This window comes from Capnocytophaga granulosa ATCC 51502, assembly GCF_000411115.1.
GTDB classification, from domain to species: domain Bacteria; phylum Bacteroidota; class Bacteroidia; order Flavobacteriales; family Flavobacteriaceae; genus Capnocytophaga; species Capnocytophaga granulosa.
Window position 1 is genome coordinate 595554 of record NZ_KE150242.1, and the last position, 25545, is coordinate 621098.

The window sequence follows — 25545 nt, forward strand, 5'->3', positions numbered from 1 at the left end:
TTATACCATGGAACATTTGTTTAGAGTATCATACTCAGTGAGATACGCCTGCGGGCGGTATCTACTTCTACAACCCTGACCTGTACTTGCTGGTGGAGCTTGACCACTTCATTGACATCGGATACATAGCCATCCTTGAGTTGGGAAATATGCACCAAGCCGCTTTCCTTGATTCCAATATCCACAAAGCAACCAAAGGCCGTGATATTGTTAACAATTCCAGGGAGAATCATGCCAGTACGTACATCGTCAAAAGTTTTTACATTGGGGTCAAACTCAAATACCTTAGCCGCTTGGCGGGGATCTAATCCAGGTTTTTCCAATTCCTTAAGCACATCCTTGAGGTACAACTCCCCTACCTCTGCTGTTTGATACTTCTTAATATCAATAGAGGCTATTGCCTGCTTATTGCCAATGAGCTTTTCCACAGAAGTGCCTAGGTCTTTGGCCATTTGCTTAATAATCGGGTAGGCTTCAGGGTGTACAGCCGAGTTGTCCAACGGATTTTCGCTGTTATGCACCCGCAAGAAAGCTACCGCCTGCTGGTAGACTTTATCGCCCAAACGTGGCACTTTCTTGAGGTCTTCACGGCGCGCAAAAGCTCCATTGGCCGAACGGTAGGCCACAATATTCTCAGCCATCTTCTCCCCTATGCCCGATACATAACTAAGCAAAGACTTGCTGGCCGTATTGAGATTCACTCCTACCTTATTTACGCAGCGGATCACAGTAGCATCCAACTCCTGCTTGAGAGAAGCCTGATTTACATCGTGCTGATACTGCCCCACTCCTATAGATTTGGGTTCTATTTTGACCAATTCTGCCAAGGGATCCGCCAAACGGCGACCTATAGAGACTGCCCCACGGACTGTTACATCATAGTCAGGGAACTCATCGCGAGCCACCTTGGAAGCCGAATATACCGATGCTCCTGCCTCACTGACCACAAAAACCTGTACTGGGTGCGGGAAAGCAATTTGTTTGATAAAACTCTCTGTTTCACGAGAAGCAGTACCGTTGCCTATGCTAATGGCCTCTATACGATATTGCTCGACCATGGTACGGATTTTCTTGGAAGCCAAGGCCGTTTCGTGCTGTGGGGCATGCGGAAAAATCGTCTCGTTGTGGAGTAAGTCTCCTTTCTCATCCAAACAAACCACCTTACATCCCGTACGGAACCCAGGGTCAATGGCCAATATACGTTTTTCTCCTAAGGGCGAAGCCAACAAAAGTTGAGAAAGATTTTCAGAAAATACCGAAATAGCCTTGGTATCTGCCTTATCCTTGGCTTCCTGTAAGGTTTCGTTAGAGATAGATGGCTCTAAAAGACGTTTGTAACTATCTTTGACTGTTTTCTTAAGAAAATCGGCTACCTCTCCACTACCTTTGATCACCGTTTCCTCAATAAAAGGAATTGTATCCTCTGGCTCTACCTCCACTTTCATTTTGATAAAGCCCTCTTTTTCAGCACGAAGGACGGCTAAAACACGATGGGAGGGCGCCTTGGCAAGTGGTTCGCTCCAATCAAAATACTGGGCATACTTCTGAGCCTCCTCTTCGTTTTCTTTTCCTTTGGCTACCTCTGCACAGAGTTGTGCTTTTCGCTGGAAGACCCTTCGCAGCGTACGGCGTACATACATATTCTCATTGATCCATTCGGCTATAATATCCGATGCTCCTTGTAGCGCCTCTTGAGCTGAAGTCACCTTGTCAGAAAGATAACGAGCGGCAAGTTGTTCCAAATCAGCCACTCGCTGACTCATGAGCTGCTTAGCCAAAGGTTCTAAGCCATTTTCTTTGGCTACATCGGCTTTGGTTTTACGTTTCTTCTTATAAGGCAAGTATAAGTCCTCCAGCTCATTGAGTTCAAAGGAACTATCAATACGACTACGCAATTCGTCGGTGAGCTTGCCTTGTTCCTCTATACTGGTAAGAATAGACTCCTTACGCTTACAGATATTTTCGTATTCGGTTTGTGCCTTAGCAATTTTTTCAATAGCCACCTCGTCCAAATTGCCTGTTCTATCCTTGCGATAGCGTGCAATGAAGGGGATCGTACAGCCTTCTGAGAGTAGAGAAAGTGTATTGTCAATGGCTTTTTCAGTTAGTTGTGTTTGATTCTTAATGAATTGGATATTTGTCATGCTTAGAAAAATAAGGCACAAAGATAGGAAATAAAGTGAAGAGTGAAAAATGAAAAGTAAAAAGATTTCCACCAAAAAAGGCTGTCTTTTGGGGACAGCCTTTTTTGTATATTTTGTTCTTTTATTCGAAGTGAGTAATTCCGTACTTCTGGGCTTCTGCCTTTACCTTGGGAGCGAGTTGCTTAAGGTTAGCGATACGAGAAGCGTTAGAAGGGTGCGTACTAAGGAGCGAATTGGAGTTTCCTCCGCCAGAGGCAGCACTCATACGTTCCCAGAGCTTATAGCCCTCTTCAGGATCATAACCTGCCAAGGCCATAATCTGAAGTCCTATAGAATCAGCTTCTGTCTCGTGACTTCTACTGAAGGGGAGCATGACCCCCACTTGAGTACCTAAGCCATAAGCCATATTGAACTCATTGAGATATTTGCTATTGCTGAGCAATACATTCCCCGCTAAGGCTCCTATCTGTTGAATAGTTGAAGCACTCATACGCTGTGCTCCATGGTCGGCCAAGGCGTGCGCTACCTCATGCCCCATGATTACCGCTATACCACGTTCGTTCTTAGCTATAGGAAGTATGCCTGTATAGAATACAATCTTACCCCCTGGCATACACCAAGCATTGAGTTCCTTGCTCTCTACCAAGTTGTATTCCCAACGATAATCCTTCAGATAATCCTTATATCCGTTTCTCTCCAACCAAAGCTGGGAGGCCTTGGCAATACGTTCACCTACACGCTTGATCATCTCAGCCTCAGGGGTTCCCTTGATTACTTTGTTAGAAGAGAGAAACTGATTATACTCGCTAAATGACGTAGGAAAGAGCGAACTATTGGACATAAAGTTCAGTGTACTCTTTCCCGTAAAGGGATTGGTCTTACAAGCAGCTAGTGCTAATAACAACCCTATACATAGTATCTTTTTCATTTTTCATCTTTTTAATAATGGGGCAAAGATACAGCTTTTTTTTCACATTAGCTACTTTACAGACATAAAAAATAGCCTACCTCTTTGCAGAGATAGGCTATTGGTGTTTTACCACTTAATATTTGGGTACTTTACCACTTAATATTCTTGAGCAAATCGATTTGAGCCTTGATAGATTCAGAGTCAGGATTTTTCTTGAGCAAATCCTCCTTGATCTTTAGACCATCTTCTGCTACTTTGCGTAAGAGTTTCTTTTCATCTTCGCTGAACCAGCCAAATACATTGCCAAGCGTTTTGGCTACCTTCTTAGTCAGTTCTGTATTGTCGGTGCTCATAAGCCAATTGAATCCTTCTTTGATAGATGCTTGATACTGTTCTGGGTAGAGTGGGTAGTAGATTACCTTGTCAAGCAATACAGGCAAGTACTTTTCATCTTTACTCTTTAGGATATAAGGATAGAAAGCCATGAATTGTTCAGAATTGAGACTCTTTAGGTCAATTGTATCAACATACTGACCTGCTAGAGAAGGATCTAAAGCTACCAAACCAGAGGCTGCTGCCACTTTAATCGCACGAGAAGGAATCTTTACAGCGTTTTCAAACAAAGGTTTGTATCTGCTATCTCTTAGATAAGAAAGTTGTTTGATAGCAGCTGCTTTCACCAAGTTTTCAGGATCATTCTTAGCTAAGTTTTCTACTATAGGTGCCCATTGGTCTGAATTACCTTGTCTTAGTCCTTGGATAGCTTTGATACGCAAGCGGAAGAAAGGATCCTTAAGGGCACTAATAAGTATTTCGTTATTGCTTGTAGTTACGGCATATTCCACAGCTTGGTTACGGCTTTTGTAATCTTTAGCATTGTTGTATTGGAATAAATATTGTGCAGGGGTCTTATAAGCAGCCTCGTCTCCTACGATAAGTCCACGAGGATCCACATTGATAAGGCTATAGTTGGCTGACACCCTGAATCGGAACTCATTCTTAGGCTGTGCATTTACCCACACCACTTTGCGCTCGTACTTGCCGCCATCATATATATCCACTTCCAAAGGAAATTGGAATGGCAATTTCTCATCTTGAGCAATTTCAAGTACGGCTTCACCCTTGGCACTGTCGTAGGTAACTTTAGGAGTCATCACCACATTACCATAGTTGAAGTACCACTGATTGAAGAACCAGTTGAGGTCACGGCCACTTACTGCCTCAAAAGCCAAACGCAACTGATGCGCTTCACCTGTTCCGAATTGGTTATCCTTAAGGTACTTAGACATTCCTTCAAAGAAAGCCTTGTCTCCTAAGTAATTACGTAACATATGAAGAATCCCTCCCCCTTTGTTATAGGATACAGCATCAAACATATCGTCAGCTTTTTCGTAGTTGAAACGCACTAAATATTTGTCGAAAGAGCCACTATTTTTGTAACCAACGATGTCTCTGCCAAGGTGATAATCAGCGTAGTCCTTTCCGTACTTGTGTTCAAACCAAAGGTATTCGGAATAGTTGGCAAAAGATTCATTTACGGTAAGGTTAGCCCAACTCTCAGCAGTCACTAAGTCCCCAAACCAGTGGTGAAATAGCTCATGAGCTACGACAGACTCCCAGCGGTTTTCATCATTAAGTGATTCGGCTGTCTGTTGTGACATAGAGCTGTGAAGGGTTGCAGTAGTATTTTCCATAGCTCCACTTACATATTCCTGAGCGGTAATCTGGTCGTAGGTAGGCCAAGGATAGTCATAGTTCAAGAGTTTGGAGAAGAACTCCATCATCTCACCTGTTTTTCCGAAGATTCTCTTGGCTACATCGGCATATTCATGCTCTACATAGTAGGTCAAAGGCACTTTTCCTCTCCAAGGTTTGTCCTTGATCTGAGCATATTCGCCTGCACCGAGGAAGAATAAGTAAGGTGCATGCTTTTGGGTGAATACCCAATAATCGGTACGTTGTCCTTTTCCGTCTTTTTTTGAGGAAGTAAGTACCCCATTGGAAACAGTGATAAAGCGTTCTGGTACTGTGATATAGATTTCCTGAGAGGATTTTTGGTTGGTTTCGTCAATGGTTGGAAACCAAGTAGAGTTAGACCTTGTTTCCCCTTGTGTCCAGATTTCAATAGGTCTGTTTTTGTCCTCCTTGGTAGGGTTGATAAAGAAGAGTCCTTTGGCATCATTGATTGCTATGCCTCCGTCTTTTCCTACTTTTTCGGGTTGGGAAGTATATTTGATATAAACGGTATATTTTTCTCCTCGCTGGTAAGTCTTATCCAACTGGATGGTGAGCTTATCATTGGCGTATTTGTAAGGAAGGGCTCGGCCAATGTTTCCTTTCTTATCGCAGAGGTTCACACTATGGATAAGCATTGTTTGGGCATCCAAGACCAAAGAGTCGGTTGGATAGAAATAAGGTGAGGCTGTGAGCCATTCCTCCCCATAGAGTTCTTTTTTTTCCAAGCTGAAGGAGACACGCAACTTAGTGTGATCCAGTGCGTTGTACTTGGTAGCTTCAGCATGATAGGGTCTTTCTCTTCCCGAAGTCTCGGTCTGTGCAGTGGCCACTCCCACAGAGGTAGCCAACATAGCTAGTAATAGATATTTTCGTATCATATATCAAAAATAAATTAAATATATTTCTCTCACTTTGCCCTGCTATCTTCTTGGGTGGTAAGTGTTTATCACCTGTGATAGATAAGCGTGCTCCACATGTGTATATATCTCGGTGGTGGTAATACTCTCATGTCCCAGCATAAGCTGAATGGCTCTGAGATTCGCCCCATTCTCCAAGAGATGAGTAGCGAAAGAGTGCCTAAAGGTATGCGGGCTAATCTGCTTGGTAAGACCAATGTTAGCAGCGGCTTGTCTTATAATAGTAAATATCATCGCTCGGGTGAGCTGTTTGCCACGACGGTTTAGGAAGACTATATCAGAAAACTCCTTCACCTGAGGCACCTTCTTGCGCTGATAAAGTAAATAGTTATTAATCTCCTTCTGGGTATGGCTACCTATAGGAACCAACCGCTGCTTATTGCCTTTGCCTAAGACCCGAATAAAACCTTCGTCAAAGAACAAATCCGACAAGCGCAAACTCACCAGCTCTGACACCCGTAATCCACAACCATAGAGCGTCTCTATAATTGCCCTATTGCGATGTCCCTCATCGGTAGAGAGGTCAATACCCGCAATAAGCGCATCAATCTCCTCCACTGAAAGCGTATCGGGTAGCTTCATACCAAACTTAGGCGTATCTATATACTCCATAGGATAATCCTCGCGATAGTTTTCAAGCATAAGATACTTAAAAAAACTCTTCAGAGAGGATATGAGTCTTGATTGTGAACGCGCCTTGAGCTCTTTGCTCTCTTGATACACGAAATTGCGAAGTGTCTCCGCGGTGATAGTCGCGGGCGCATCCGACAACTCATGTGCCGAAAGAAAGCGTATGAGCTTCTCAATATCAAGCATATAAGAAACGACAGAGTTCGGGGACATCCCGCGCTCTATCTTCAAATAATACTCAAAATCTTTTAAAACTTGTTCCCACATATCATAAAGCAAAAATACGAATTATTAATCAAAAAGACTAATAATTCGTAATATTTTTTTCTACAAAAAATGAAAAATAAAAAGCGTTTTTCATACTTCATTTTTCACTCTTTACTTAATTAAGATTCGCAAGAGCTGCAATTGACAAAGTTCATAATCATCTCCTTGGCTACTGACTGGCTACGCTGGTAATAAAGGCTCTTTACTCCTAGTTTCCATGCCTCTATAAGCACCTTATTCACATCTCTGACGGGCATAGTAGGTGGAATATTGAGGTTTAGGCTCTGGGACTGGTCAATATATTGCTGGCGTTGTGCCGCTTGAGAGATGATCTCCATGGGAGAAATCTCCTTGAAGGTCTTGAATACATTCTTCTCCTCTTGGGTAAGTTCCTGCAGGTGCTGTACGGAACCATCAGAGAGGCGAATGCTACGCCAAATATCTTCGTTATTGATTCCTTTTTCATCCAACAGCTGCGCCAAGTATTTGTTCTTACGCATAAAATTTCCTTTGGAGAGACCCACTTTGTAATAATTGCTAGAGAAAGGCTCAATCCCAGGAGACACCTGTCCTAAGATAGCCGAGCTTGAAGTCGTAGGAGCTATGGCCATAGTGGTTGCATTGCGCCTACCGTAGCCCTTGAGTAATTCAGGCTCGCCATAGATGTGTGCCAACTCCTGAGTGGCTTTTTCGGCTTCACTCTGAATGTGTTGGAAAGCTCTGGCATTAAACTGAGTAGCCTCAAAACTCTCAAAAGGTATCATATTCTTCTGCAAATAAGAATGATAGCCCAATACTCCTAAGCCCACTGCTCTATGACGTATTGCAAAATTACGTGCTGATTGTAGGTAATAGTTGCCCTTGGTCTTCTCTATAAACTCAGAGAGTACCGCATCAAGGAAGAAAACAGCCAATTTCACAGCCTTAGTATCCTTCCATTCGTCAAAAAGCTCCAAATTCATGGAAGAGAGACAACAAATAAAAGATTCTTCTGCGCTGGAAGGAAGCATAATTTCACTACAGAGGTTGCTGGAATGAATGAACATATTATGATCCTTATACACCTGTGGACGCTTACGGTTCACGTTATCGGTAAAGAAGATATAAGGCAAGCCCTTCTGCTGGCGGGATTCCAATACCCTTGCCCATAGCTTACGCTTATCAGGGTCTCCCTCTATCATCTCCTGCATCCAATAATCGGGCACACATACCCCAAAGAACAAGTTCTGAATATGATAGCCAGTGTCCTTGATCAGTAGGAACTCCTCTGCATCGGGGTGATCAATATCTAAATAAGCAGCGAAAGCTCCACGGCGTACCCCCCCTTGGGAGACTACATCCATAGCCGAGTCAAAGAGCTTCATAAAGCTCACCGCACCGCTGGATTTTCCATTATCAGTAACAGCAGATCCCCTATGGCGCAATTCTCCGAAATAGCCAGAGGTACCTCCTCCTATTTTCGTCTGCATAATCACCTCGCCTAACTTATGAGTAATTCCCTCTATGCTATCGGGAATATGTACATTAAAGCAAGAAATTGGCAAGCCTCTTTCTGTTCCCATATTTGCCCATATAGGAGAGGAGAAACTGATCCACCCTTTGGTAATCATTTCTTTAAAAGCAGGTTGCAATTCAGGCTTATATAATCGCTTAGCGGCAGCCCCTGTGATGCGGTCTATGGCACCTTCTACACTTTCTCCTTTAAGCAAATAACCACGATTGAGAATTTGCTCTGATTCATCATTAAGCCACCATATTTCATTTTCTTGGTTCATTATCTTGTATCCTTTCTTTTTAGTTGATAAAATTAGCGGGCGCAAAGTTATAAAATAAACTCCAAAGCACAAAAAAGATTTAACACTATCTTTTTATCCTCTTGGAGCAATCACATGTATATCTGATTTATAGAAAAAGGCGCTATACAGAGATTAACAATAGTTTAAGGGAAGAACTTTTTAGAGGCTTCCCATAGCTCATTCATCTGGCCAATAGAGAACTCAGTAATATCTTTTCCTTGTTCTTGAGCCTTTGTTTCTAAGAACTTAAAACGTTGTAAGAACTTCTCATTGGTCAGGGACAAGGCATTCTCTGGGTTTATTCCCAAAAAGCGCGCATAATTGACCAAACTAAAGAAGACATCGCCCATTTCCTTTTCTGCCATAGCATGGTTATTACGTGCCACTTCACGCTGAAGCTCCGCTACTTCTTCCTCGAACTTGTGCCAGACCTCTTCCTTATGGCTCCAATCAAACCCCACTCCTGCGGCCTTTTCCTGTATGCGATAAGCCTTTACAAGAGAGGGTAGGCTTTTGGGAACTCCTGCATGTACCCCCTTACTTCCTTTTTGTAATTTTATCTTTTCCCAGTTTTGCTTAACTTGCTCTTCGTTCTCCACAGAGATATTTCCGTAGATATGTGGATGCCTTTCTATAAGTTTTTCACAGATTGCATTGATGACATCTTCTATATCAAAAGATTGTGTTTCACTTGCTATTTTGGCATAGAAAACTATGTGTAGGAGTATATCCCCCAGTTCCTTTTTTATCTCTTGAGTATCTTGCTCAAGAATTGCATCGGTGAGTTCGTATAGTTCCTCTATAGTGAGCGGGCGAAGAGTTTGCATAGTTTGTTTTCTATCCCAAGGGCACTTCTCCCTAAGGTCATCCATAATGTCCAACAAACGACCAAAAGCCTCCAATTGTTTTTGTCTTTTTTCTTTCATTAGTATTCCAAATTTATAGACATAAAAAAAGGCTATCCTTCAAGTGAAAGAATAACCCTTTTTTAGCATATGTCAAATTAAAGTAAATTATTATGGATAATAAGTAATTTCTCTTTCTAAAAAACTCTTAGGAAACTGGTTGATAGATTCTATACGTTCTATCCAATTCCCATTGTTATCAAACTTATAAGTATAAGATCTCTCTTCTAAGAAAGTACCCTTACCATCATAATATTTGATCTCTTTTTCATTACCTTTCTCATCATAAGTGATTACGCTACGTCTTGAAAGGGAATTGTTACTATTGTAGATTTCTATTTCAGAGATTCTTCCGTTCTTATCATACTTATAAGAGGTACAGTTGTCTACTTGTGTTTCAGAAGCTGTATATTGGCACATTTTAGCCACTTTCCCCATCTTATCATACTCATAGGTATATTTAGAACCGAAAGATTTATCTTTCTTAATCCAAACTTCCTCAATCATACGACCTTTGTCATCATTCTTATAGAGGTAGGAATCATTTAGTTCTCCTGTAGGACTATAACTATTGTAAGCTTTCTTAGCTCCCTTGTTATCATATACATAGAGGAACTTCATTTGTAGCTTTCCATAAGCGTTATAGAGGTCACGAGAAAGACGTTTACCCTTGTCATCATATTTGTAGATTACTTTTTGGGAGAGATTTCCTACTTTGTTGTAAGTATTATTCTCGGCCTTGTAACCATGTTCGTCGAAAACGATGACTACATCGCCTCTCCAAAACTCTTGTTTATCCCCTTTGGTAATCTTTCCAAAATAATCTACCAACTTATAAGGCGTTATTTTAAAAGTTTTTACCTTTCCAAAAAGGTTCATATCTTTCAGGTTATTCTTGCTCTCACGCATATTGTTACCTGTCTGAGCAAATGCTTGCACTCCAGTTACCAACAATAGTAATAGAAAAATTTTTTTTCTCATTTTGCTTAGTATTTGTAGTTTTTACATGGTTGCAAAAATACATATTTTTTTCTATTTTAAAAGAAAAATCTCAAAAAAGTTATTAACACTCTCAATATTTTTTACATTTTTATATTTAAGTGATTATAACTTAATTAGTTATAAGCGATTCTTAATAGCTTTTCTTTATAAAAAATATGTCTTGGAACTGTTTATTTCTGAGGGTTATCTTGTTGTCCTTGTTGCTGTTGTTGTCCTTGTACGGGATTGGTTCCTACAGGCTGTTGTATAGGCGCTGGAGTCTTTACTCCATCAAAGATACTCCCCCCTTGAGCTTGACCACGATTGTTGCTAAGGATAAGGTTACTGATTAGGGAAAGTACAATAAGTGCTACTCCCAATGTCCAAGTACTTGTGTTAAGGAAATCACCAGTTTTTTTCACCCCTCCTACCACTTGTGCATTTCCCCCGAAAGCAGAAGAAAGTCCGCCACTTTTGGGCTGTTGTACCATGATCACTAAGATCAATAAAAAGGATACTAATAAGATAATTCCTAAAACAATGTTGAATGCTAACATAATATAATTTATTTATTTTGTTGTAATTTTCTAATCATCGCGATTTGCTCAGCGAAATAAGCGCTTTTGGCTGGATTCTTGAGCATCAATATCTGGTAAGCCTGAATGGCCTCTGCATATTTTCCTTGTTCGAGATACACCTTGGCCAAGGTCTCTGTCATGAACTGTCTGCCTATATCCTTCTTCTCTACAATCTCTATATTGCTTGGGGTGTCATCATCTTTATTCACCTCAATCTTAGGATTGGCTTGTAGGAACTTATCAATAAGATCAAACTTTTTAGCCCTCTCATCGCCTTCCTCAAAAATATTCTTATCCACAAAAGGCAACTCAACGGTAGGTGCGGCCTGAGTTGTTCGCCTATCAATAGGTTTGTAACGTGTAACCTGTAGCCAAGTGGCAAAGGACTGCTTGTCCGTAGGCTTAAAATCAATAGGCTTACCCATATTCAGTGCCTCCTTCGGCTCTTGTGGGGAAGGGGGCGCTTGTTCTTGCTCAGGGGTTGGTGTTACAGGATAGAACTCCTTTTTCTCAAAGACATCTCCTGTAACATAGGTGGTAAATTCTGAAGGAATTGCCTCATCAGCATAAGCCTTGGGCATTTCTTCCCTCTTAAGCACACTTTTCTTATCCTTAAAGGCAGTAGAGGTGATAAAGTCAAACAACAAGGTTCGGTTACCTATATGAGCGGCCGTAATCTTCAATTCCTTGTTATAACGATAACTCTCCTGGGCATACAATATCTTCAGATAAATAGCCTTTACTACCTGAAAGTAAGGATATTCGTGTATAATATTCTCTAATTCATATACTTGCGAAAGCGTGATATGATTAGGTTGTTTCAAAATAAGAGATAAATCAGTCGCTGTCATTACCAATTAGCTAAGGAAGCGTTGAAAATATCCTGTCCTATGCGTTCGAATATAGCTTCAAAGGCACTACTCTTAACTGAGCTTAGCTGTGTATTGGCTGGAAAATCATAATAATGAGAGAACTGCCTTTCAAAATCCTTTTCCGAGTCCTTGGTATTGGTAAAGCGTACATTAATGGTTACCGAAAGACGGTTCTGTGCAGCTTGTTGCTGGGCATTAGCCGCCATAGGGGCAATAGTAAAACTGGTAATTTCCCCCTCATATACCAAGTCTCCATTGGTAGTGGTCAGGGAAAGATTCGTCTGGTTATTGATCAAATCCTGCAAATAGAATGTAAAGTCCCTATCCATACCAGGCTCAATAAGGGGTGCCCTGTTTTGGAAAAAATTTACCTGAAAGGTCTTTGCATCTCCCGTACTTCCTCCTGTAAAGTTGTAAATTCCACAAGAGGAGAAGCAGCAGCAAACACAGAGAAATATGACTATCCTTTTCAACAAAAAATTTTTGGCAAAAGTACAACTATATTTTAAATAAAAAAAATTTTTTTCATATCTTTGCCGAAAAAATTTACCTCTTATGTCTCCTATCGAAAAAAATGTCTCTTCCCCGGATGCTACAGTGGAACTTACCCCTGAACTTAAACGATTAGAAAAGGCTAACAATTCCTTGAAAATAGTCAAAGAAATGAGCCTTTTGGGCGTTAGCTCTGGGGTGAAATCTGTAAGGAATATATTGCTACTTGTCATTGTAAATTTTGTCTTCCTTTTGGGAGGTATCTACCTACTTTTCAGTGATAGCTTCGCTTATAAAAAACTATTTTTCCTACTACTTATCATAGCAGTAGGTATACTTTTTGTCTTTATTGCTATCAAAAAAGTATTTGACTTACTCAAGTTAGAATACTCATTTTATCTCTTCAATCAGTTTAAGTCCTATATCCATAAGATTTTTGAAGCTATTTTCAAAAAAACGACAGATACAGCTGAAAAAGTAGTTAGCAAGAAGCAGCTCAATGAAGTTTTCCATCGTTTTATCCCCAAAATCCCGAAGGCTTTCCAAAAACCATTACTTTTTGTTCTCTCTTTTACCCCTATGGTAGGTTTTGTCGCCGATATATATGCTACCGACAATCTCAATTCTCATGAGAAGCAAAGCGATGCCCTCTATGAAAAAGTAAAACTCTATTTAGAGAATAGTGTAAAGGAAGAGCGCAACGGTTATTGGCTTATTTGGGCACTACTTATAAATGGCCTTTTACAAGGGGTTTTACTCTATTGGTTACGCTAAAAACAACTAACATGACAGACAAGAAACTCCCCTCCCTACTGGGAGGGGCTATGATTATTGCAGGTACTGCTATTGGAGCGGGGATGCTAGCCAACCCTACCTCTACGGCAGGTATATGGTTTGTAGGTTCGGTAGGAGTACTTCTCTATACCTGGTTTTGTATGACTACCTCTGGGCTTATGCTCTTGGAGGCCAATCTGCACTACCCCACAGGTGCTAGTTTTGATACCATCGTCACCGACCTGCTCGGCAAGCGCTGGAACATAGTCAATGGGCTTTCGGTCGCCTTTGTACTCTATATACTAACCTATGCCTATATCACCTCTGGGGGAAGTATCACAGAGAATGCTATCAATAGTTTAGGATGGATAAGCATCTCCAGAGGAACAGGTTCCTTGCTCTTCTGCTTGGCTCTTGCCTTTTTTGTATGGTTCTCTACCAAGGCTGTGGATCGCCTTAGTACAATCCTTATAGGAGGTATGATTATCGCTTTTTTTCTCTCCACTACAGGACTACTCACCTCCGTTAGCAGTGCGACCCTATTGGATAGTCAAGATACCAATGCTCCTGCACACCTCCCCTACTTGCTTACAGCACTTCCTGTGTGCCTAGTCTCTTTTGGCTTTCATGGTAATGTCCCCAGCTTGGTCAAATACTATAATCGCGATGGACGACGAGTAATGCAATCCATCTTTATAGGCACTTTTTTAGCCCTTTTTATCTATATCCTATGGCAAATGGCCGTACAGGGCAACCTCCCCCGCCGAGAGTTTGCTCCAGTTATCGCTAAAGGAGGTGATGTAGCCGCTCTCTTAGAAGCCCTAAGTAAGTACATTAGTACCCAATATATAGAAAGTGCGTTAAGCTTTTTTGCCTATATGGCTATTGCCAGCTCTTTCTTGGGTGTAACCCTAGGACTTTTTGATTATATTGCCGATCTTTTCAAACTTTCGGATACTCCTTGGGGACGCGCGAAGACCGCTTTGCTGACCTTTTCCCCTCCCCTATTGCTAAGTATTCCCTTTCCCTATGGTTTTGTAACTGCTATTGGCTATGCAGGCCTAGCCGCCACTCTTTGGGCGGCCATTGTCCCCGCCCTACTTGTACGTGCCAGCCGAAAGAAATTTCCTCATGCTACTTATAAAGTGTACGGAGGTAAGGGAATGATTTATTTTATTATACTTTTTGGTCTGCTTAATATTTTCACCCAACTAGGAATGCAATTAGGATGGATTCCAAGTTTCAATGGTTAGTGATTAGTTGTTAGCCTTTTAACCCTTAATTAAAAATGAATAAACAAAAACTTCCTTCCCTTTTGGGAGGGGCTATGATTATCGCAGGTACCGCTATTGGAGCGGGGATGCTGGCCAACCCAACCTCTATGTCAAATATCTGGTTTGTAGGTTCGGTGGTCATGTTACTCTTTACCTGGTTCTATACTGTGGTGGCAGGACTTATGCTCTTGGAGGCTAACCTCCACTTTCCTGAAGGAGCCAACTTCAACACCATGGTTACCCAGCTCTTAGGTAAAGGCTGGAATATAGCCAATGGGCTTGCGGTAACCTTCACCCTATACATACTCACCTATGCCTATATCACTTCAGGTGGGGGGATTACTGAAAACCTTTTACAGCGCCTTACCCCTCAGTTAGGGCTAGGACATAGCGAAGGTTCTATACTCTTTTGCTTTGCTTTAGCTCTCTTTGTCAGTATTTCCACTAAGGCTGTCAGCCGATTGAGTACCATACTGATAGGAGGCATGATCATTGCCTTTTTCCTCTCTACCATGGGACTATTGAGTTCTGTCAAAGCCTCAGTACTGCTAGACACCACAGCACAGCAAGATCCTTCCTTTATGCTTTACCTACTTTCAGCACTGCCTATGTGCTTGGTTTCTTTCGGTTACCATGTATGCTTGCCCAGTTTGGTCAGCTATTATCACAAGGATAGTAGGCTCGTTATCAAATCCATACTCATAGGGACAGGTATTGCCTTTTTGATCTATGTTCTATGGCAAATGGCCGTACAAGGCAATCTGCCTCGTGAAGCCTTTGCCCCAGTAATTGCTAAGGGAGGCGATGTAGCCGCCCTCTTGAGTGCACTAAGCGCCTATATCCCAACCCAGACCATCAGTGTAGTGCTTGACTTTTTTGCCTATATGGCTATTGCTAGTTCCTTCTTAGGGGTTACCTTAGGCCTTTTTGATTATATAGCCGATTTGTTCCACTTTGATAACAGCTTATGGGGAAGAGCCAAAACCACTCTGATCACCTTTGTCCCTCCGCTGGTGATGAGCCTACTTTATCCTTATGGTTTTGTAAAGGCAATTGCCTATGCAGGGGTAGCGGTAAGCTTCTCTTCTATTATGATTTCCGCTCTTATGGTACGCTCCAGTAGAAAGAAATTCCCTGAGGCTACCACGTACCGCACCTTTGGCGGCAATGCTCTGATCTACTTTATGATCATTATAGGCATAGTGAACATAGTGGTACAATTAGTGGTTAGTGATTAGTGGTTAGTTACTGACAACTGAATTTAAGATTTCTAAAAAATGAACAAACAAAAATCACCTTCCCTCTTGGGAGGTTCTATGATTATAGCGGGTACTGCCATAGGAGCAGGAATGCTCGCCAATCCTACCGCTATGTCTGGGATATGGTTTACGGGTTCAGTACTCCTATTTCTCTTTATTTGGGGAGTAACTACCCTATCGGCCTTGATGCTCTTAGAGGCTAATCTACACTTTGAGAAAGGCGCCAATTTTGATACCATCACTACCCAACTATTGGGGAGAGGTTGGAATATCCTCAATGGTATCTCAGTGGCTTTCACCCTATACATACTCACCTATGCCTATATCACTTCGGGAGGGAGTATTACCGAGAGTCTGTTCCAACGGTTTGCCCCTGAAATACCTATCAACCACACCTCTGCTGCCTTGCTTTTCTGCTTAGCCTTAGCGCTCTTTGTCAGTATCTCTACCAAGGCTGTGGATCGGATAAGTACCATTCTCATTGGAGGAATGGTCATTGCCTTTTTCCTCTCCACTACAGGACTGCTTACCTCCGCCAAGAGCGATATCTTACTCAATGAGGTATCACAAGGAGAAAACTCATACCTCCCCTACCTGCTTTCAGCCATTCCTACCTGTTTGGTTTCTTTTGGCTATCATATCTGTGTGCCTACTTTGGTGAATTACTATAACAAAAATGGTAAAAAAGTCATGTATGCCGTGCTTATAGGTTCACTTTTGGCACTGCTAATCTATATTTCTTGGCAAATGGCCGTACAAGGGAACCTACCAAGAGCAGAATTTGCCCCTATCATAGCCAAAGGCGGTGATGTAGCTACCCTTTTGGGAGCACTAAACCGCTATATTCCTATTCAATCTATAGGAGTACTACTTGATTTCTTTGCTTATATGGCTATTGCCAGCTCTTTCTTAGGAGTAACCTTAGGACTCTTTGACTACATAGCCGATTTGTTCAAGTTGGGCAACGACCTATGGGGAAGAGTAAAAACAGCCTTGATAACCTTCGTTCCCCCACTACTGATGAGCTTGCTTTATCCTTATGGGTTTGTAACCGCTATCGGCTATGCGGGACTTGCGGTAAGTATTTGGATGGTTATCATTCCTGCCCTTTTAGCCCATGCCAGCAGGAAGAAATACTCCAAGAGTAGTTATAAAGTCTTTGGAGGAAACACACTGATTTACTTGGTTATAGCCTTTGGACTGCTCAATATCTTCTGTTATGTAGCAGGACAAATGGGCCGGATTCCTACCTTTAAAGGAGAATAATGAGCAACCTTTATTACTGAGCATCATGGAAGAAGATTATTCTATATATGGCTATTCGGGCTTGGTCTTTACCTTTTTTGCAAGCCTTTTCCTAACCCATCTATTCATTAGGAAATACCGATTCATTTGCTTTGCTGTGCTTAACTGGGTTTTATGTGTTACATTCTCTCGTATTGCTTGGGACGATTTCTATTGGGAGGTATGGATTGAAAATCCATGGGACTATAGTGCTCGATTAGAGTATTTTATACAAGGATTCGTTTATATAAATATTTTCCCTTTACAGCACATCTTAGTGCTTATTGCTATTTTTTTTGATTATCAGGAAGTTAGTTTTAAAAATTTTAAACCATGTTAGAAAAAGCCATACAAATAGCCCTTGAAGCACATAAAGGGCAAACCGATAAAGCAGGAGCACCCTATCTATTGCACCTTACCCGTGTAATGAATGCAGGCCAAACTGAAGATGAAAAAATTTGCGGTATCTTACACGATTTAGTAGAAGATACGCCTTGGACTTTTGAAGACCTTAGAAGAGAGGGGTTTTCAGAAGAAGTGATCAGAGCTTTAGTGTGTGTAACCAAACAACCCGATGAGCCATACCAACATTTTATAGCACGTATCAAGAAAAACCCCTTAGCTACTAAAGTCAAAATCAATGACTTAAAAGATAATATGGATATTACAAGGCTGACCTTTATCACCGAAGAAGACACACAACGATTGAATAAATATCTAAAGGTTTATCATTATCTTTTGGACAATAAAAAACTACCTTGAATATTTTAACTTTCAAGGTAGTTAGTGAGCTTCGGGATACTATACCGCTATTACGCTCTGGTGGGCAATGCCCTATAAAAATAACACTTTTAAAGGTGAAAGCTCGGCTTAACAACTATCACATGCATATAGTATTGCATTCCCGCTCTCTGGTGGGATACCCCAAAAACTTTAAAACTATTATCTATACAACAAAAGTACAACTTTATTTCTAAACAGCAAAGATTTTAACAAAAGCTCCCATTAAGAGACTTTAAATGGAAAAATCAACTTATTAGATAAATAGGAGCTTCAGTCTTTAGTATTAATTTTGTCTCTTACCCTAATTAACAAGTAAAGGCTTCATCCCTACAAGAGATATAAAGCCTTTACAAGAGGTGGGTATTGACAGTCTTAACTTCTCGCTACCCGGCGCAACAACAAACTTGTTACGCACTGCAAAAGTACAAAATAATTTTCTAGCCACAGATATTTTAAAAAAATAAAATGAGGAAATCATCAAAAGAGAAAAGAAATGACAGAACAAAACCTCTTAAAAAGCTCATTAAGTTTGTATTAAAGAGAGAAAAACAAAAAAATATAGATATTGAAAGAGGAAGAGAATCAGCCAAGATAGCGTTCTAAACCCGAACGCCTATGAAAAGATAAATCTATCATAGGCGTTGGTATCGCCGAATCCGCAGAATCGACACTACAAAGGTATAACTATTTTTTTTTATTGACAAGTTATTTCTGGAAATATTTTAAAACACTAAGGGGCAATCATCATAAAATGACTGCCCCCAAGGTATTGCAAATCCGCAGAATTGCAATGCAAAGGTACAAAATGTTTTCTAAATACCTATAAAAAACAAAAAATTAACATTAAAGGCATACATGCCGTTTACCTTGCCGTTTTGGTGAAATTACAAACGAAATTTTAGCCTTAAAACAGTTGTAACACATTGATTGGAAGAGTGTTACACTTAGTGACCGCGAGAGGCTTCGAACCCCTAACCCTCAGAGCCGAAATCTGATATTCTATCCAGTTGAACTACGCGGCCTTTGGTTAAACAATAAATATCTATGATAATACTTTCTTTACTACAGCAGCTATGAGTTTGCCATCGGCCTTGCCTGCAAGCTCTTTGTTAGCCTCGCCCATGACTTTTCCCATATCCTTCATGCTAGTTGCTCCTACATGGGCTACAATTTCCCTGATAATAGCCTCTACTTTCTCCTCGGAAAGTTGTTCGGGAAGGAACTTAGCTATAATCTCAGCTTGTTGTAACTCTGGAGTAGCCAAGTCCTCTCTGCCTTGTTTCTGATAGAGATCAGCACTCTCTTTACGCTGTTTTACAAGGCGTTGTAAGAGCTTTATTTCTTCTTCCTCTAAAAGGGTTTCTCCTGCCTTGGCCTCTGTTTTAGCCAATAATATAGCTGACTTTATAGCACGCAAGGATTCCAAAGCAATAGTATCTTTAGCTTTCATGGCCTCTTTGAGGGCTTCCATTATTTTTGCTTCTAAACTCATGGTAAAAAATCTTAACCAATAACTTGGTGTTATTGCAGGTGCAAAGTTACATCTTTTTTTCTAACTAAGAAAATATTTTTTATTTTTGTTTCCCATAAAAACAAATAGGTAATAGTTTTTCAGTTCTAATATTTTTTGTATCTTTGCCGCGCAACATCAAGCATAAAGTGCTGGAAGGTTGCCTTATTTTGATGTACTTAAAATGACCCAAAAGAAAACTGAAAATACTGATATTTCTATTCTGCAGAAACTCTTTGCCTATGCCAAACCCTACAAATGGACTTTCACATTGGTAGCCTTTTTGGCAATATTCATCTCAGGAGCCAGCTCCTTAAGAGCTTATATCTCTAAAGAAATCATCAATAACTACATAGTACCCAAGGACTATCAGGGCTTATTATATGCTAGTTTGCTACTAGTGGCTATATTACTGCTGGAAATTATCTCTCAAATTTCATTCGCTTATTATTCTGGTTGGATAGGACAAGCTGTCATTTATGATATTCGTAAGAAGCTATTCTCGCTTATGCTACGCTTCAATATGAAGTACCACAACCAATCATCAGTAGGAGTGCTCATCACCCGTGCGGTAAATGACCTAGAACGTATTGGGGAAATATTCAGTGCTGGCCTATTTGAAATCATCTCAGATATACTGAAGATGACCATTATCATGTCCCTGATGCTCCTGACTGACTGGAAGCTGTCGCTGCTCACCTTTCTTACCCTACCTATTATTATCTATGCAACTCACCTCTTTCAAAGAGCCAGTAAAGCCGCCTTTACCGATATTCGTAGGGAGGTCGCGAACCTAAACTCCTTCGTCCAAGAGCGTATCAGTGGAATTAAGGTCGTACAGCTATTCAATCGAGAGAAAGAAGAGTACAAAGCCTTCCAAGAGATTAACGAAAAACACAAGAAAGCATGGCTAAGAAATATCCTGCAAAACTCTATCTACTTTCCTATAGCAGAGGTGCTTAGTTCCTTGGCTATTGCCTTGGTCATTTGGTATGGAGGTCTGCAAGTTACCCAGCATGAAATGGCCAGTTTAGGGGTCATCTTCATGTTTGTTCAATTGGTACAAGAACTCTATCGTCCACTTCGCCATATTGCCGACAAATTCACCGTATTACAAATGGGTATGGTCGCCTCTGGCCGTGTCTTTGACATCATGGAAGAAGAGAAAGAAAACCAAGAAGACTTCCAACTGGGACGTCACCAAGAAATCCAAGGAGACATTCGCTTTCAAAATGTTACTTTCGGTTACAAAAAGGACGAAGAAATCCTTCATGGCATCAGTTTTGAAGCTAAAAAAGGACAAACAATAGCCTTTGTTGGCGCCACAGGAGCAGGCAAATCAACTGTAATACAACTACTTACACGCTTTTACCACATCACCTCTGGAGAAATACTCATTGATGGAGTCAGCTGTTATGATTATAACTTAGAGAGCTATCGCCAGCAAATAGGCGTTGTACTTCAAGACGTATTCCTTTTTGCCAACAGTATCTATTACAATATCACCTTGGGAGATGAACGCATTACTCTAGAACAAGTTAAAGAAGCCGCTAAGGAAATAGGTATCCATGACTTTATAGAGCAACTCCCCAATGGTTATTTCTTTGATGTAAAGGAGCGAGGGGCTGTCCTTTCAGCAGGCCAACGCCAACTGATCTCTTTCCTTCGTGCCTATGTACACAAGCCCAAAATTCTCATCCTTGATGAGGCTACCGCTTCAGTAGACTCCCATTCAGAGAAGCTCTTACAGCAAGCTACCGAAAAAATCACCCAAGGGCGCACCTCCATTGTCATCGCTCATAGGCTCTCCACTATACGCAAGGCAGATAAGATCATCGTAATGAACAAAGGAAATATAGTAGAAGAAGGCACCCATGATGAGCTCCTAAAGATTGATAAGGGCTATTATAAGAATCTATATGACATGCAGTTTGCCTCTTAGAGGAAAGATCTCAAAATAAAGACTAAAAATAATTTGTAGAAAAAATATTTATTTTCTGGGGTACTATCATTTTTTTACGTAAATTTGCCCCCAACTAACAATCACCAATTAATAACAATTATGACAAACATTAAGAAAATAGCCGTTCTCACCTCAGGAGGTGATGCTCCAGGAATGAATGCCGCCATACGCTCTGTAGTACGTACTTGCGCTTACCATGATGTAGCTGTATTAGGTGTATACCGAGGCTACCAAGGCATGATAGAAAATGACTTTGCCCCTTTGGATGCCCGTAGTGTCCGTAACCTTGTCAATCGTGGAGGTACCTTCCTCAAGTCTGCTCGTTCTAAGGAATTTCGTACGCCTGAAGGACGTAAGAAAGCCTATGATAACCTTGTAGCTGCCGAAGCAGATGCATTGGTAGTTATCGGAGGAGACGGTTCTTTCACAGGTGCTTTGCTTTTCAACCAAGAATTTGGATTCCCTGTAATGGGTATCCCAGGTACTATAGACAATGATATATATGGTACTACCTATACCCTAGGGTATGATACAGCTCTCAATACAGTAGTAGAAGCCATTGACAAAATACGTGATACTGCTAGCTCCCACAACCGTATGTTTTTTATAGAAGTGATGGGGCGTGATGCTGGTTTTCTCGCTCTCAACTCAGGTATAGGAGGGGGCGCTGAAAAAATCCTTATCCCTGAACAACATAGTACCTTAGAGGACTTGGTAAATGAGATTGCCATCAATCACAACAAAGGGAAAATGTCCAACATAATAGTGGTAGCCGAAGGATATACGACAGGACAAAATGTATATGAACTCAAAAAATACGTAGAGGCACAAAATCCTGACTATGATATTCGTGTAACTGTATTGGGACACATACAGCGAGGCGGTGCGCCTACCTGCTTTGACCGTGTATTGGCCAGCCGTATGGGTGTGAAAGCTGTAGAGTCCCTTCTCGAAGGCAAGTCCAACTATATGGTAGGAATTAACAACGACAAAATAGACCTCACCCCACTGGAGAAAGCCATCAAAGGCGGTGAAAGCAAGCTCGATCCAGACCTTATCCGTATTGCAAAGATTATGAGTGTGTAACCCTAAAAACTTTCTAATAAAAAGTTTTTTTATTAAATTATTTTTCATAACTTTGCGACGCCAAAATAAAAATCATTTTTTTAGACAATGAAAATAGCAGTTATTGGAACCGGTTATGTTGGTTTAGTATCAGGTACTTGTTTTGCCGAAATGGGAAATAAGGTTACTTGTGTAGACGTGAATAAAGAAAAAATTGAAAACCTTAAAAAGGGGATTATTCCTATATATGAGCCTGGTTTAGAGACCATGGTACTTAGTAATGTAGCTAATAAGAATTTGTTCTTTACTACAGAAATAAGTGAAGCCATCAAAGATGCTGAGATAGCCTTTATTGCAGTAGGTACTCCTATGGGAGATGATGGTTCTGCGGACTTGCAATATGTACTCTCCGTAGCACAATCCATTGGAGAAACTATGCAGGGGAAGCTCATCATTGTGGACAAATCCACTGTTCCTGTAGGTACTGCAGATAAGGTACACACTACTGTGCAAAAAGCCTTGGATAAGCGAGGTGTTTCCTATGAATTTTATGTAGTATCGAACCCTGAGTTTCTCAAAGAAGGAAAAGCCATTCAAGACTTTATGAAACCTGACCGAGTAGTAGTGGGAGCTGATAATGACTATGCATTAAGCCAGATGAAGGCACTCTATGCCCCTTTCTTTATGCAGCATGATGGCTTTATTTCTATGGATATTCGTTCTGCTGAAATGACTAAATATGCTGCTAATTCCATGTTGGCTACTAAGATATCTTTCATGAATGAAATAGCCAATATCTGTGAGCGTGTAGGAGCTGATGTAAATAAAGTGCGTATAGGTATTGGCTCTGACAGTCGCATTGGTTATAGTTTCATCTACCCAGGTTGTGGGTATGGAGGTTCCTGCTTTCCTAAAGATGTCTTAGCTCTAAAGAAATTGGCAGAAGAAGTCAATTACAAAGCAGAACTTATAGAATCTGTAGATAATGTCAATAACCGTCAAAAATATGTCATTGCTCAAAAGGTAATAAAAAAATATGGAGAAGATCTTACAGGAAAAACCTTTGCTGTATGGGGTCTCTCTTTCAAACCTGAAACAGATGATATGCGAGAGGCTCCAGCCATCTATATTATTAAAGAATTAGTTAAACGAGGTGCTAAAATACAAGCCTATGATCCCAAAGCTGTGCATGAGGCTAAAGTATGCTACTTGAAAGGAATTGATGTAACCTATGTAGAAAGTAAATATGATGCACTAAAAGGGGCTGATGCTCTCCTGCTGCTTACTGAATGGAAAGAATTCCGTGTACCTGACTTTGAAGAAATTAGCAAACAATTAAAAGAAAAAGTAATCTTTGATGGACGTAATCAATACAATGCTTTTGATTTACCCAATAAAGGTTTTGAATACATACAAATAGGAGTTTAAGATAGAGAGAAATGAAAATATTAGTAACTGGAGGAGCAGGCTTTGTGGGTTCCAACCTTTGTGAAGCCTTAGCCAAAGACCCTAAAAATCATGTTTACTCATTAGATAACTATTTCACAGGAAGTCGAGAAAATCATGTAGAAGGAGTTACCTATATAGAGGGAAGTACAGAACATATTTTTGAACTCATTGACTTTGTCCCTGACCTTGTATATCACTTAGGTGAATACTCACGAGTAGAACAGAGTTTTGAAGATATAGATAAAGTACTTTTATTCAATAAGATAGGTACTCTAAAAGTGTTAGAGTTTTGCCGTAAACACCGCTGCAAATTGGTATATGCGGGCAGTAGTACTAAGTTTGGTGATGGAGGTATAGGTAAAGATCAAAGTCCTTATGCTTGGAGTAAATCGTCCAACACAGAATTAGTAAAAAACTATGGTAGTTGGTATGGTTTAGAGTATGCTATTGTTTATTTTTACAATGTTTATGGTAAGCGTGAGATCCGTACTGGTAAGTATGCTACTCTTATAGCGCTCTTTACTGAGAAAATGAAAAAAAGAGAACCTCTCACTGTAGTAAGCCCTGGCACACAACAACGCAACTTTACTCATATTGAGGATATAGTATCTGGATTACTTATCGTAGGAGAAAAAGGTAATGGTGATGGTTTTGGTATAGGAAGCCCCGAAACTTATACTGTCTTAGAGATAGCTAAATTATTTGGGGGAGAGATCCGAATGCTTCCTGAGCGTAAGGGAAATCGCATGACAGCTGAGGTGGTTACTCAAAAGACAGAAGCACTGGGTTGGAAAGCCAAAAGACATATTAAAGAGTTTATAGAAGAATTGAGAAATAATAATAACTGGTAATGAAAGAATATGATTATTTAGTTGTAGGAGCTGGGCTTTTTGGTTCCATATTTGCTTGTGAAATGACTAAGAAAGGAAAAAAGTGCTTAGTTATAGATAAAAGGGAGCATTTAGGAGGAAATATATATTGCAGAGAGATAGAAGGAATACAAGTTCACCAATATGGCCCTCATATTTTCCATACTAATGATAAAGATATTTGGAATTATGTAAATCAGTTTGCAGAGTTTAATCATTTTATATATAGCCCTGTAGCAAACTATAAAGGTAAATTGTATAACCTACCATTCAATATGAATACCTTTTATCAATTATGGGGGGTTACTACGCCCAATGAAGCACAACAAATCATAGAAAAACAGATTAAAGAAAGTGGTATAACCTCCGCTCAAAACTTAGAGGAGCAAGCACTGTCATTGGTGGGACGTGATGTGTATGAAACACTTATCAAGGGATATACAGAAAAACAATGGGGACGTCCTGCGACAGAGCTACCAGCTTTTATTATCAAACGGCTTCCTGTCAGATATATTTTTGACAATAATTACTTTAATGATCGTTACCAAGGAATTCCTATAGGAGGTTATAATATTATTATAGAAAATATGCTCAGGGGTATTGAAACAAGGACAGGAGTTGATTATCTTGAAAATAAGAGCCATTATGATAGTTTGGCTCATACTGTAGTATATACAGGTAAGATAGATGAGTATTTTGGATATTGTTTTGGAGAATTAGAATATCGTTCTTTACGATTTGAAACAGAATCTTTAGAAATAGAAAACTTCCAAGGATGTGCGGGAATGAATTATACAGATGCCAAGATACCTTATACTCGCGTAGTAGAACATAAGCACTTTGAGTTTGGAAAACAGAAACATACTGTTATCACCAAAGAATATTCTCAAACTTGGAACAGAGAGAAAGAAGCTTATTACCCTATAAATAATACTACTAATCAAGAGTTGTATAATAAGTATAAAGAAAAGGCTTCTACTCTAACCAATGTCATCTTTGGAGGGCGCTTGGCTGAATATAGATATTATGATATGCACCAAGTAATAGCTTCAGCCTTACAAAAAGTTAAAACTATAAATAGCTGAT

22 protein-coding genes and 1 tRNA gene are annotated in these 25545 nt (G+C 40.3%); 11 read left to right on the plus strand and 12 right to left on the minus strand.

Annotation, left to right across the window (positions count from 1 at the left end):
* Positions 1-20 precede the first annotated feature (20 nt).
* The 10 genes from HMPREF9331_RS02665 to lptE form a co-directional block, all read right to left on the minus strand.
* Positions 21-2144 carry a Tex family protein gene (locus HMPREF9331_RS02665; protein ID WP_009641039.1) on the minus strand — a complete coding sequence of 708 codons (2124 nt, stop codon included), beginning with the start codon at positions 2142-2144 and terminating at the stop codon, positions 21-23.
* Between the two features lie 121 nt (positions 2145-2265).
* Positions 2266-3072: a M48 family metallopeptidase gene (locus tag HMPREF9331_RS02670; RefSeq protein ID WP_016419616.1), complete on the minus strand. Its 807-nt coding sequence runs from the start codon at positions 3070-3072 to the stop codon at positions 2266-2268.
* Positions 3073-3203: 131 nt separating this feature from the next.
* The gene (locus HMPREF9331_RS02675) at positions 3204-5669 is read right to left on the minus strand and encodes a M1 family aminopeptidase (protein WP_234945845.1); all 2466 of its coding nucleotides are present in this window, start codon (positions 5667-5669) and stop codon (positions 3204-3206) included.
* 42 nt (positions 5670-5711) lie between these two features.
* Entirely contained in the window at positions 5712-6605 is an 894-nt protein-coding gene (gene xerD / locus HMPREF9331_RS02680; protein WP_040356884.1) for a site-specific tyrosine recombinase XerD, read from the minus strand.
* Positions 6606-6724: 119 nt separating this feature from the next.
* Positions 6725-8380, minus strand: coding sequence for a ribonucleoside-diphosphate reductase subunit alpha (locus tag HMPREF9331_RS02685; protein WP_016419619.1), 1656 nt, complete (start codon positions 8378-8380; stop codon positions 6725-6727).
* Positions 8381-8544: 164 nt separating this feature from the next.
* The gene (gene mazG / locus HMPREF9331_RS02690) at positions 8545-9327 is read right to left on the minus strand and encodes a nucleoside triphosphate pyrophosphohydrolase (RefSeq protein ID WP_016419620.1); all 783 of its coding nucleotides are present in this window, start codon (positions 9325-9327) and stop codon (positions 8545-8547) included.
* Positions 9328-9417: 90 nt separating this feature from the next.
* A complete protein-coding gene (locus HMPREF9331_RS02695; RefSeq protein ID WP_016419621.1) occupies positions 9418-10287 on the minus strand; it encodes a hypothetical protein in 870 nt (289 codons plus the stop codon).
* 191 nt (positions 10288-10478) lie between these two features.
* The gene (secG, locus tag HMPREF9331_RS02700; RefSeq protein WP_016419622.1) at positions 10479-10844 is read right to left on the minus strand and encodes a preprotein translocase subunit SecG; all 366 of its coding nucleotides are present in this window, start codon (positions 10842-10844) and stop codon (positions 10479-10481) included.
* An 8-nt stretch (positions 10845-10852) separates the two neighbouring features.
* Positions 10853-11716 (minus strand): hypothetical protein, encoded by an 864-nt coding sequence (locus tag HMPREF9331_RS02705; RefSeq protein WP_016419623.1) that lies wholly within the window; start codon positions 11714-11716, stop codon positions 10853-10855.
* Positions 11716-12210 (minus strand): LPS assembly lipoprotein LptE, encoded by a 495-nt coding sequence (gene lptE / locus HMPREF9331_RS02710; protein WP_172539817.1) that lies wholly within the window; start codon positions 12208-12210, stop codon positions 11716-11718. The genes HMPREF9331_RS02705 and lptE overlap by 1 nt, the downstream gene beginning before the upstream one ends.
* A gap of 82 nt (positions 12211-12292) precedes the next feature.
* Here lptE and HMPREF9331_RS02715 point away from each other — a divergent pair, with 82 nt between their 5' ends.
* The 6 genes from HMPREF9331_RS02715 to HMPREF9331_RS02740 are packed head-to-tail and all read left to right on the plus strand — an operon-like array spanning position 12293 to position 17582.
* Positions 12293-13003 (plus strand): hypothetical protein, encoded by a 711-nt coding sequence (locus tag HMPREF9331_RS02715; protein WP_016419625.1) that lies wholly within the window; start codon positions 12293-12295, stop codon positions 13001-13003.
* 11 nt (positions 13004-13014) lie between these two features.
* On the plus strand, positions 13015-14256 hold the full coding sequence (mtr, locus tag HMPREF9331_RS02720) for a tryptophan permease (RefSeq protein ID WP_016419626.1): 1242 nt from the start codon (positions 13015-13017) through the stop codon (positions 14254-14256).
* Between the two features lie 35 nt (positions 14257-14291).
* The gene (locus tag HMPREF9331_RS02725; protein ID WP_016419627.1) at positions 14292-15515 is read left to right on the plus strand and encodes an aromatic amino acid transporter; all 1224 of its coding nucleotides are present in this window, start codon (positions 14292-14294) and stop codon (positions 15513-15515) included.
* A gap of 39 nt (positions 15516-15554) precedes the next feature.
* Entirely contained in the window at positions 15555-16802 is a 1248-nt protein-coding gene (locus tag HMPREF9331_RS02730; RefSeq protein WP_016419628.1) for an aromatic amino acid transporter, read from the plus strand.
* Positions 16803-16827: 25 nt separating this feature from the next.
* Positions 16828-17160, plus strand: a complete 333-nt coding sequence (locus tag HMPREF9331_RS13170; RefSeq protein WP_016419629.1) for a hypothetical protein — start codon at positions 16828-16830, stop codon at positions 17158-17160.
* A complete protein-coding gene (locus HMPREF9331_RS02740; RefSeq protein WP_016419630.1) occupies positions 17154-17582 on the plus strand; it encodes a bifunctional (p)ppGpp synthetase/guanosine-3',5'-bis(diphosphate) 3'-pyrophosphohydrolase in 429 nt (142 codons plus the stop codon). Before HMPREF9331_RS13170 ends, HMPREF9331_RS02740 begins: the two co-directional genes overlap by 7 nt.
* Positions 17583-18551: 969 nt before the next feature.
* Here HMPREF9331_RS02740 and HMPREF9331_RS02745 read toward each other — a convergent pair.
* A tRNA-Arg gene (locus HMPREF9331_RS02745) sits at positions 18552-18625 on the minus strand.
* A 20-nt stretch (positions 18626-18645) separates the two neighbouring features.
* Entirely contained in the window at positions 18646-19095 is a 450-nt protein-coding gene (locus tag HMPREF9331_RS02750) for a GatB/YqeY domain-containing protein (RefSeq protein ID WP_016419632.1), read from the minus strand.
* 202 nt (positions 19096-19297) lie between these two features.
* On the opposite strand from HMPREF9331_RS02750, the gene HMPREF9331_RS02755 reads away from it, so the two are divergent.
* From HMPREF9331_RS02755 to glf, 5 genes are all read left to right on the plus strand, one after another.
* On the plus strand, positions 19298-21055 hold the full coding sequence (locus HMPREF9331_RS02755; protein WP_172539816.1) for an ABC transporter ATP-binding protein: 1758 nt from the start codon (positions 19298-19300) through the stop codon (positions 21053-21055).
* A gap of 120 nt (positions 21056-21175) precedes the next feature.
* Positions 21176-22162: a 6-phosphofructokinase gene (gene pfkA, locus HMPREF9331_RS02760; RefSeq protein ID WP_009641071.1), complete on the plus strand. Its 987-nt coding sequence runs from the start codon at positions 21176-21178 to the stop codon at positions 22160-22162.
* An 87-nt stretch (positions 22163-22249) separates the two neighbouring features.
* Entirely contained in the window at positions 22250-23569 is a 1320-nt protein-coding gene (locus tag HMPREF9331_RS02765; protein ID WP_016419634.1) for a UDP-glucose dehydrogenase family protein, read from the plus strand.
* Between the two features lie 11 nt (positions 23570-23580).
* A complete protein-coding gene (locus HMPREF9331_RS02770; protein ID WP_016419635.1) occupies positions 23581-24441 on the plus strand; it encodes an NAD-dependent epimerase/dehydratase family protein in 861 nt (286 codons plus the stop codon).
* Positions 24441-25544, plus strand: coding sequence for a UDP-galactopyranose mutase (gene glf / locus HMPREF9331_RS02775; protein WP_016419636.1), 1104 nt, complete (start codon positions 24441-24443; stop codon positions 25542-25544). Before HMPREF9331_RS02770 ends, glf begins: the two co-directional genes overlap by 1 nt.
* The last annotated feature ends 1 nt before the right edge of the window (position 25545 follow it).